Origin of the sequence: Helicobacter sp. UBA3407 (assembly GCF_949747025.1) — a bacterium.
Lineage (GTDB): Bacteria > Campylobacterota > Campylobacteria > Campylobacterales > Helicobacteraceae > Helicobacter_D > Helicobacter_D ganmani.
Genome location: NZ_CATKCB010000142.1, coordinates 1 through 10,198, shown reverse-complemented (window position 1 = coordinate 10,198; position 10,198 = coordinate 1). Strand labels below are relative to the sequence as shown.

The window sequence follows — 10,198 nt, the reverse complement described above, 5'->3', positions numbered from 1 at the left end:
ATTCCTTTTTTGAATTTGCGTTTGCCAAGCATTAAACAGCCTACAAGCCCCGCTACACCTGCTGCAATATGCACTACACCGCCACCTGCAAAATCAAGAGAGCCAATCTTCATAAGCCAACCTCCACCCCATACCCAATGCGCCAAAACATCATAAACTAAAGTACTCCAACAAAGGATAAAAATCAGCAACACTCCAAAGCGCATACGCTCTACAAATGAACCCGTGATAATCGCCGCGCCAATCACAGCAAAAAGCATTTGAAAAAATACAAAAAGATTTTCAGAAACTAAACCAATCGTAGAATCTTGGATATTGCCCAAAAAAAGATGATTTAGATTTCCAATCAACTGCCCTATATCATCTCCAAACGCAAGAGTATAGCCCAAAATAACCCATTGAATGCAAATTAGCGCAAAAAACACCACACAATTTATCATTGTGCTCAAGACATTGCCGCGATTCACCATTCCACCATAAAACATTCCAAGTGCCGGCGTCATCAATAGCACCAACCCCGAACACCCTATCAAAAACAAAGTATCCACAGCAGAAACTTCGGAATCTGCACCAAAGACAAAGCCATATAAACCGAAAAATAATAAGATTGCTTTCATTGTATTCCTTTCACTGCGTCTTAAGATTGGACATTAAATTGCATCTTCTCCCTCTTGACCTGTGCGAATCCTAATCACATTGCTAACAGGCAAAATAATAATCTTGCCGTCCCCTGCGCTCCCTGTTTTTAAAGTCGTTTTTGCCACCTCAATAATTGCTTGAAGCAGGCTTTCTTTGGTGATGATTTCTATGCGAATTTTTGGCAACAAATCAATCGTCGTTTCATTACCGCGATAGATTTCCGTTTTACCTTTTTGATTTCCTGCACCCATTACATTACTCACAGTCATTCCCTTGATACCTTTTTGAGCCAAAGAATCTTTCAAAATATTTAGTTTCTCCGAACGCGTAATAATCTCAACTTTGTAAATTTTATTCATTCTGTCTCCTTATTTGAAATTCCAAAAGAAATTTTACAAAATTTAAACTTAAATTTTAAAATTAAATTTAATTTTTAAGTAATAATCTAAATTTTTGCTACAATAAGGAGGCGAGGAATTATTCTTGCGTAATTTTAGATTGTGTATTTGCATATAGAAAATTTACCTACATTTGCAAATCTATAATGTCGGTTAAAAGCAAAAGATTCTATGGAATTACAAAAAAATGTATTTTCTGCTTTTATGTTATAATCTAATCTTTTTCGTCCTCTTCTACGATACCCAAATGTCGTGCAGCAAATCCCAAAGTCGTTCCCTGCACCAATACAGACACAAGCACCATAAAAAAGACTATATTAAAAATTAATTGTGATTGTTCCAACTCATACACAAAAGGATAAGTTGCAAGAATAATCGGCACTGCTCCACGCAAACCAACCCACGAAATGAATGCTTTTTCATTTTTGTTATATTTGCTGTTTGCCAAAGACACAAATACACTCACAGGACGTGCGACAAACATCAATACCAAAACCAAGCACAAGGCTGGAAGCGCAATTTCTGGGAGCTGCGAAGGAAAAACAAGCAATCCAAGCACCAAAAACACAAGGATTTGCATCATCCACGCAATCGCGTCGTGGAATGCAATAATATGAGATTTGTAAGGAAAGGCGAATTTGTTTGTTAGAATCCCTGCAATATAAATGCTTAAATAACCATTTCCATTAAGAGTTACAGAAAGCCCAAAAATCATAAAAAGCCACGCAATGCTAATCAAAGGATAAAGACCGGGTTGAGAAATATTTAATCGCTCACAAATCTTTGGAAAAATATAACCACAAAGCAAGCCTATCGCTCCTCCAATCGCAAATTGTGCTACAAACTGCACAATCCATTCTGCAACAGAAGTTACATTGTGCATTACGATTAATTGCAAGATTGTAATCGTTAAAAAAATTGCCATAGGGTCATTACTGCCGGATTCCAATTCCAAAAGTGGCTTAATATTGTGCTTAAGCCTGATTTGATGTGAGCGAAAAATCATAAACACTGCTGCAGCGTCGGTAGAAGAGATGATAGAGCCTAGTAGCAAGGCTTCTAAAATCGTAATATCCAACATCAAGTAAATAAAGCAAGCCAAAATCACTGCTGTAATCAAAACCCCAAATGTTGCCAACATTACCCCGCTAACAACCACTGGCTTAATCTGTCCCCAATGCGTATCCAATCCCCCGCTATAAAGAATAAAAATCAGTGAAACCGAACCAACCGCTTGTGCTAAAAGTGCATTGTCAAATTTGATTCCAACAATCCCCTCACTTCCTAACAGCATTCCTAAAATCAAGAATATAAGCAATAGAGGAAATCCAATTTTTTCTGAAACTTTACTCGCATAAACACTAATAAATAGAATAGCTCCAATCGCAATGATATAAAGATGTAAATTATTCACAATTTCTGTCAAAATTTCTCCTTTTAAAAATCCTAAATTTTGACTCGGGATTGTAAGGCGCGAATAATTGAGAGCTGGTCAATATTTTCTAAACTCACGCCTGTAGGAATACCTTGTGCAATTTTGGTAAATTGCAATCCCAAATATTCTAATTTATCCTCCAAATACAACATCACACTTTCATTGCCCAAAGTTGGGCTAAAAGCAAAAATTATCTCTTTTGTATGATTTTTTTGTATGATTTTCTCTAAATGTTTCAAATCCAATTTCTCAAGACTTTCTATTACAAAATATTTACCCAAAAACTCTCCACTCTCCTCTAACAAAAAAATCTCTCTAGGATTCGCAACAATGCACAATTCGCCATTATTGCGCATATTATCACTACAAATAGAGCATAAAAAATCATTGGAGATTCCACCACATTCCTCGCAAATTCGTAGTTGTTGGACACAGCATTCAATATTATGCGCCAAACTTAACGCGCTAAACTTATCCTCAAATGCCAAAAAATATGCTAAACGCGTAGCAGATTTTCTGCCAATACTTGGAAGTTTCTCTAAAGATTCTACAAGTTTTGCAAAATTTTCAGGATAAGATTTCATTGTCTATTGGTTCTCCTCTTCCCTATTGATTCCCATTTCTTTAGATTCTTTAATAGCTTCTAAGGCAGAATTTGCCAATATTTCTGCAATCTCGCGACTGCCATTAATGACTGCATAAAGTCCAATTCCTCTTAAGTCTGCCTCTATTGTCTCCTCATCGGTTTGGGCAATTACTCTTACAAGATGTGAAATATCCATAATATGCCGACAAGCCTTTTCAATTGCTAAAGGAGATTCTACACATAAGATGACAACTTTTGTTTTTTGGATTCCAATTTCTCTAAAAATCATTTTATCCGTGATATTGCCATACACAATATTGCAACCCTTTTTGATTCCCTCTTCTACGCGTTCATAATTGGAATCCACCACAAGTGTTGTAACATCACAACCACTAAAAAACTCTAATACTTTTTTGCCCAAAGCTCCATATCCGCAAATCACAACTTCATAGGAATGCTCTGTCTGCGATTTTTGATTAAGTCCAACCTTGCTACCAATTTTTGCAATCTTAAGCGGAATCCTAAAAATTTTTAGAGCAAATTTAACACACAAATCTAATCTATCCAAGATAAAAGGTGTCGCAATCATTGAGAAAATTACCATTAAGGTTAAGAATTGATAAATTTCGTTTGGAGTAATAGAAGCGACAAACTCACTTCCAAAAATCCCATTCAAAATTCCGCCATCTAATCCTAAATTTAAAATCTTATGTTGGCTAGCAAGTAAGAAAATAGCGAAAGAAAATTCTCCAATTTGCGAGAGAGAAAGAGCAATGCGCATTGCAACTTTTGCCTTTCTTAAGAGGCTTAAAAATGCGAACATAATCAAGGTTTTAATCAGTAACATCAAAGCAACAAGCAAGAGAACAACGATAAAATATTTTGCCAAGAAAATTGCATCTACTTGCATACCAATCGTGATAAAAAAAACTCCTAAAAGCAAATCACGAAAATACACTAAAACGCTTGCTACTTGATGTTTAAAGGGTGAATTAGAGACAAGCATTCCTGCTAAAAATGCTCCAAGTGAGAGAGAGAAGCCAAAGTATTTACTAAGATATGCTGAACCTAGCACTATTAAAAACACCGTCCCGACAAAAATTTCATCTGTTTTCATCTTGGCACTTGAGCGCAATACGATACGCGCAAGGAATCTCCCGGGCAACATCAAAAGCAATAAAACAATTACCGCAGAAACGCCTGTGCTTAACAGCATTTCACTCATACTTAAATCTTGATTGCTCAAAAGTTTAATCATTAGCAAAATGGGAATCACCGCAATATCTTGAAAAACTAAAATGCCTACTGCTGCCATTCCATAAGGAGTTTTGGTTTGATTTGTTTCGTTGAGACTTTTTAAAACGATTGCCGTAGAGGACAAACTCACCGCACTTGCCAAAATAATAGAAGTGTCAAGATTGAATCCTATCAGATAATGACAAATAGCATAAAATACGGCTATAGAGATTCCAATTTGCAACCCGCCAAAGAGCAAAACCTCTTGCTTCATCTGTGTGATTTTTTTGAAGCTAAAATCAAGTCCTATCATAAACATCAAAAACACGATTCCAAGCTCCGCAGCTTCGTTTAAATCCACAGAATCCTCAACGCGAAATCCAAAAATATAAGCCGTCAGTGTTCCTGTAACAATGTAGCCAATAATCGCGGGAATTTTGAGTTTATTTAAAATAATTCCAGAAACTACTGCCATAGCCAAAACACAGATAATAATAAGTAAGTTGTCTATTTCACACCTCTAAAAATAAAATTTTGAAATTATATATAAAATTTATTAATTTTTAAAAATTCACTTCAAATCTTTTGTAATTTTATTTTTTGGATTCTATTTTCATAGAATCTTAATGAGCAAGGTTTCACATTATAAATTGCTTCAGCGTTTCCTAATAACTTGGTTTGTTAATCGTCCTTGCGAGAAAAGTCTTGGCTTTTCATTGTGTAGCTGTGAAATCCTCATTAGCGAGATTAAACTTTTGCTTTTAAAAACTCTTGATACAAAGTCTCTAGTTTCTTGCGAGATTCTATAAATTCTATATTTTTGGGTGCGACAGATTCTAACAATTCCAAACGCTTTTGCAGATAATTAAAAAGCTGATATTGAATGTCTGGAATCTTATTTAAGTCATCGCTCATTCCTTTGATAATCGTCTTTGCAGGGATTCCAACTGCTGTGGAATTAGGAGGAACAGGACGAATCACAACAGAATTTGCCCCAATTTTTGAATGTGCCCCTACGACAATATTTCCTAGCACCTTAGCTCCCGCTCCAATAATCACAAAATCTTCAATCGTGGGGTGTCGCTTAGTGCGTTCCAAACTCACTCCCCCAAGGCTTACGCCTTGATAAATCACGACTTCATTGCCTACTTCTGCCGTCTCACCAATCACTACGCCGTGCCCGTGGTCAATAAACACTCTATGTCCAATTTTACACGCAGGGTGAATATCCACATTTGTAAGCCATTGCGTGATTCCCATAAAGATTCTTGCTACAACTTTAAAGCCCTGATGATAAAGTTTGTGTGCAATTCTATAATGCACCAAAGCAATTAATCCGGGATAATTAAAAAACAATTCAATTTTAGAATTAATTGCGGGGTCTTTTTCTAAAATCACTGCAAAATCTTCTTTGATAGTGCCAAAAAGTGTAGTGGCATAACTCAAGATTTTTCTCCCTCACTCTTAAATACTGTTCTTAAATAGCCATTTTCACTAAGCATTACATAAAGCTGCCCCAAAACTTCCTTTTTGGCGTCTTCTGCAATCTCTTTGCTCTCTTCTAGTCGCTGCTTAAGGCAACGTTCAATCTCTTTGGTATCATAATCCAAATCCTCTAACACATCTAGGATTGTTTGTGATTCTAGTAGATTTTCAATCTTATATCCACCTTCTTCCTCGTCAAAAACGACGCTAAATTCTGTGGGGTGCGTGAAGAGATTATGACGCATTCCTAACACTTCTTGATATGCGCCCACCAAAAAGAATCCCAAGAAATATTCCTCTTCATTGACATCAATATCGTGTAAGAATAAGGGAGTATTTTTGTCAAATGCCACTTCTCCGTCGCTATCACAAGTAATATCCCAAAGGCTTGCAGAACGCGTAGGGCGACGATTCAACCTATCTAATGGCATTACAGGGAATTTCTGTGCCAATCCCCAATAATCAGGCAAACTTTGAAAAAAGCTACAATTCAGCAAGTATCTTTCTTGCACTTGCTCTTGAATCCGAATAATATCACTATGGTTTTTGTGTTTTAGAATCTTAATTACCTTTTTGATAATCAAATGCACAAGCACTTCGGTATTGCTTCTATCTTGCAAATCAATATAACCCAAATCAAAAAGTGTTAGCAAAGATTCCATATGCTCTAAGCTATCGTGCAGATATTCTATTGCGTAACGCTCATTAATCGTATTGTATAAGTCAAAAAGCTCCTCTATCAAAGGGGGATTTTTTTCCTTTAAGCGCAACGCCTTTTCATCATATTCTTGAGAAAATAGCTCCAAAACAGGCGCAATCAACACCGCGTGGCTAGCGGAAACATAGCGTCCAGATTCTATGAAAATATTTGGCTCGGGTTCTTTTTTGTTTTTGGCAATTTCTTTGAGAGTAAAAACAACATCTCCGCTAAATTCTGCAAGTGTATAGTTGCGATTCTGCTGATTTTCGTGCTGTGCATATTCCACCGCAAGCCCACCGCCAATATTGACATTATTAAGATTCTTTGCTCCCATTTTGCGCAACTCTGCGTAAATGTTCCCTGCTTCTCTTAGGGCTTTTTTGAGCGGAGAAATATCACTGATTTGACTACCAATATGAAAATGAATCATCGTAAATTTGTTTAGTAAATCGTTTTTGCGTAGTAACGCAATTGCTTCTACAAGCTCACTTGCAGTCAAACCAAACTTGGAATTAATCCCTCCACTTTTTGCCCAGATTCCGATTCCTGTGCTATGCAAGCGGATTCTAAGCCCGATTTTTGGATAAGGCTTACCGAGCGTTTTTGCAACCTCAATAATCGTCTCAAGCTCGTTTAATCCCTCAATCGTCAAAGTAATATCGTGTCCCATTTTCGCAGCAATAAAGCCTAAGGAAATCATTTCTTTATCTTTAAAGCCATTCACCGTAATAGGTGCATTCTCATTCGTATAAGCCATAGCGACAATTAGCTCTGATTTACTTCCTGCTTCTAAACCATAGCAGCGATGCGTTGTGTTTTCCATAAGGGGCAGGATAAAATTAGGATAATGATTGACTTTTATAGGAAAAACTGCTTTAAATTTGCCCTTGTAATGATATTCTTTAATAGCACTCTCAAAGCTTGTAAAAATTTTTTCTACTTGTTTTTTCATCAAATGGGGAAAGCGCACCAAAAGCGGACCACGATAACCATCTTCTCGCACTTGCTTAACAATATTAATCAATGCAGGCTTATTTTGATGATTGACTTTTACTTGCCCATCTTCAATAATAAAATCATCTTTTCCCCAATATTCAATCCCATAATCTACCATTTATCAACCTTTATTGCGCTTGATTTTACTTTAACCTGCTTATGCTTTTATATCTAATAAAGTCTGAAACATAGAATCCTCTGTTTGAATGCTTTTCACATTCGCCTCCGCTCCTCTTTGCGCCACAATTTGCCCTGTCATTTCGCGCGTCAAATCTACATTAGAACTCTCCAAAGCCCCTTGTGAAACATTTGTTGAATCTGCCGCAGTGGTATTTGTTGTATTTTGTCCAACACCCACAGCATAAAAACTACCATAACTCCCAATATTTTGGCTATTCATCGTTTATCCTTTAGATTGCATATTAAAGATTGCAAAACTATAACCAAAAAATCTAAAATTTATTTTTAAAATTAATATTTTGCAAAAAGTTCTTAATAAACTCGTTTCATTCAAACACATTAATTTAATACACTAAACTTTGTTGCAACAAATCTAACATTTTAATCTCTTTTCCAAACTTCTTTTGATAAATGACATAATTCGCTAGCACCTTTTTGCCATATACGCGTGATTCCTCATAAGGAATCATCTCCATACTAAACCAAGGGTCTAAGGGATTATTCTTTTTGAACAAATGGTTTTTTCCCAATAACCTACGCGTAAATCCCGGACCTCCATTATACGCATAAGCAATAAAGAGCGGGTGGTTAAATTCTCGCACGAGCGGACGCGTAAAATATTCCGCATAAGGCACATTCACAGCAGGGTCAAACATATCAAAATATCCCACCTTATCCTCTTCTTTTAGCTCCTTAGCAATCGCCTTGACATTAAAGGGCATAAGCTGCATAAGACCTAGTGCATATGAAGTAGAAATTGCGGTGGGAATAAACAAACTTTCTTGCCTTGCCAGCGCATAGAGCAAAGCCTGTTTGTCTTGAGGAAAACGCGAAAAAACTTCCTTATAAGGCATCAAAAAATATTCGGTATCTTTTTGACGCGCAAGCCAGATATAATGTGCTTTTGTCTCTTCGCTATCTACTTTCGCTAATAACTGCCGACGACGAGAATTTGCGTCTTTGCCTTTAATAGACTTAAAAGAATCGCGAATGCGCTCCCATTCAAAAGGATTCTTAAAATTCCAACTTGCATTTTTTTGTTGTGTTGGCACATCATACAAAAGAGTAAATTTAGGTTCAGCCTGTATAATCTCAAGGCTTGCAAGCACATAGACATCTACCATTTTAGAATCACTTAAGATTTGCAGGTATTTTTTGTCCCCACTCGCTAAATATGCCCAAAAATTTGCACGATTCTTATTGAAAGTATGTTTTGCAGTCCTTTGTGAATGTAAAAAAAAGTTAAGGGCTTGTTGATTTTTCTGATACCTCATTGCATTTAAACCTAAATAAAATGCACTTTCTGCGTCCAATGCACTCAAAATTTCTTCTGAATTTAGCGCAGTTAAAGAGCGATTGAAGTTATCTAAATTTGTGTGCATAATCAAACTTTTAAGTGCGCGATTAAAGGTTGCATTCTGTTCTTTTAATAGTCTTGTTAAGGTTTCTTTGGAAATTGCAAAGTCTAAACGATTGCGATAACTTGGTGAAATTGCAAAATAAAAATCTCCAAAAGTTTTTGCATCTTGCGTAATAAGATGTGCAAAAGGGTCTTTAGCGGCTAAAATTTGTAAATTTTTTGCAAGTTTTTGGTTATGAGATTGCACATTCTGTGAAAGTTTTTTCAATGTTTTTTTATCTAAGGATTCTGCTTTTTTTGTGGTGAGTGCAAGGGCAATACATTTAGAATCCTCCTTTAAAAGTTTTTCTAAACTCATTCTCTGACAAATTGTTTTGCGCGAAAGTGTTTTATTGCTTCCTTTTTTAAAATACAATCCAAAAAGTTTTGCATTTTTGCGAATCGCAAGGTTATAAGCTTCTTTTGCTTCTTGTGGAGTAATCTCTTGTTGCAAAAACAACCAAATATAAAAATCACGCGAAACCCCAGCGGGTTGCTTTTTTAGATAATCTAAAGTAATCTTTTGGTTGAGCGTTGGAGTTGCGTTTGTCTTTTTGGATTGAGTTGCCTTTGTAGATTTGGGTTCTTTTTTGGTTGTGGTTTGCTTGCTTGAAGTGTGCTTTGGATTCTGCTTTGCTTCTTGAGCATTTTGTGCAAAAAGCGAACCAATAAAAATCAATAAAAATAAAAAATTTTTCATCTACTCACCCTTTATAAACTATGCGCTAAGCCAAAAAGTAGCTTGACAACAAATAAATCTATAAATTTCAATGCCAAAATTACAATAATTGGTGCGATATCAATGCCACCAATTAGCGTGGGAATGACTTTGCGAATCTTTGCATATAAAGGTTCTGTGAGTTTGTAGAGAATCTGCACAATCGGATTATAAGGGTCAGGACGCACCCAAGTAATCAGTGCAGCAATAATCACAACCCAAATATAAATGTTAATCACCATACTTAAAATCTGCGCAAGAGCTTCAATTAATGTGCTTAAAACCATTCTAACTCCTTACAATCTCTTTTAGATATAGACGCAAAATAGGAAACAAATCGCTTAATTCTGGTCCGTGCGTAAAGCCGGTAAGCAAAAAGCGCAAGGGTTTAAAAAACTTCTTGCCTTTCAAAGTGCTTTTTTGCAT

9 protein-coding genes and 2 pseudogenes are annotated in these 10,198 nt (G+C 36.2%); all 11 read right to left on the bottom strand.

The features are described 5' to 3' along the window. Positions 1-617: pseudogene (locus Q1553_RS05180) on the bottom strand (ammonia channel protein); the annotation flags it as partial. Between the two features lie 33 nt (positions 618-650). Further along, the gene (locus tag Q1553_RS05175; RefSeq protein WP_297570214.1) at positions 651-998 is read right to left on the bottom strand and encodes a P-II family nitrogen regulator; all 348 of its coding nucleotides are present in this window, start codon (positions 996-998) and stop codon (positions 651-653) included. A gap of 253 nt (positions 999-1,251) precedes the next feature. After that, positions 1,252-2,463, bottom strand: a complete 1,212-nt coding sequence (locus Q1553_RS05170) for a potassium/proton antiporter (protein WP_297601205.1) — start codon at positions 2,461-2,463, stop codon at positions 1,252-1,254. Positions 2,464-2,483: 20 nt separating this feature from the next. Next, on the bottom strand, positions 2,484-3,056 hold the full coding sequence (gene recR, locus Q1553_RS05165; RefSeq protein WP_115551495.1) for a recombination mediator RecR: 573 nt from the start codon (positions 3,054-3,056) through the stop codon (positions 2,484-2,486). A 3-nt stretch (positions 3,057-3,059) separates the two neighbouring features. Further along, complete coding sequence (locus tag Q1553_RS05160) at positions 3,060-4,784, bottom strand: cation:proton antiporter (protein ID WP_281270106.1); 1,725 nt, start codon at positions 4,782-4,784, stop codon at positions 3,060-3,062. Between the two features lie 257 nt (positions 4,785-5,041). Beyond that, positions 5,042-5,740, bottom strand: coding sequence for a serine O-acetyltransferase (gene cysE / locus Q1553_RS05155; protein ID WP_115551494.1), 699 nt, complete (start codon positions 5,738-5,740; stop codon positions 5,042-5,044). Continuing rightward, positions 5,737-7,593, bottom strand: coding sequence for an arginine decarboxylase (speA, locus tag Q1553_RS05150; protein WP_115551493.1), 1,857 nt, complete (start codon positions 7,591-7,593; stop codon positions 5,737-5,739). The genes cysE and speA overlap by 4 nt, the downstream gene beginning before the upstream one ends. A 39-nt stretch (positions 7,594-7,632) precedes the next feature. Continuing rightward, complete coding sequence (locus Q1553_RS05145; RefSeq protein WP_115551492.1) at positions 7,633-7,875, bottom strand: flagellar basal body rod C-terminal domain-containing protein; 243 nt, start codon at positions 7,873-7,875, stop codon at positions 7,633-7,635. Positions 7,876-7,999: 124 nt separating this feature from the next. Further along, positions 8,000-9,754: a lytic transglycosylase domain-containing protein gene (locus tag Q1553_RS05140; RefSeq protein WP_297570223.1), complete on the bottom strand. Its 1,755-nt coding sequence runs from the start codon at positions 9,752-9,754 to the stop codon at positions 8,000-8,002. An 11-nt stretch (positions 9,755-9,765) separates the two neighbouring features. Beyond that, complete coding sequence (locus tag Q1553_RS05135; RefSeq protein WP_115551490.1) at positions 9,766-10,059, bottom strand: YggT family protein; 294 nt, start codon at positions 10,057-10,059, stop codon at positions 9,766-9,768. 1 nt (position 10,060) lies between these two features. Beyond that, positions 10,061-10,198, bottom strand: a pseudogene (locus tag Q1553_RS05130) (glutamate--tRNA ligase); the annotation flags it as partial.

Bases quoted from the DNA above. Each gene is read 5' to 3' on its own strand.
- Q1553_RS05145 (WP_115551492.1), bottom strand. From the start codon at position 7,875: ATGAATAGCCAAAATATTGGGAGTTATGGTAGTTTTTATGCTGTGGGT.
- Q1553_RS05140 (WP_297570223.1), bottom strand. From the start codon at position 9,754: ATGAAAAATTTTTTATTTTTATTGATTTTTATTGGTTCGCTTTTTGCA.
- recR (WP_115551495.1), bottom strand. From the start codon at position 3,056: ATGAAATCTTATCCTGAAAATTTTGCAAAACTTGTAGAATCTTTAGAG.
- speA (WP_115551493.1), bottom strand. From the start codon at position 7,593: ATGGTAGATTATGGGATTGAATATTGGGGAAAAGATGATTTTATTATT.
- Q1553_RS05175 (WP_297570214.1), bottom strand. From the start codon at position 998: ATGAATAAAATTTACAAAGTTGAGATTATTACGCGTTCGGAGAAACTA.
- Q1553_RS05135 (WP_115551490.1), bottom strand. From the start codon at position 10,059: ATGGTTTTAAGCACATTAATTGAAGCTCTTGCGCAGATTTTAAGTATG.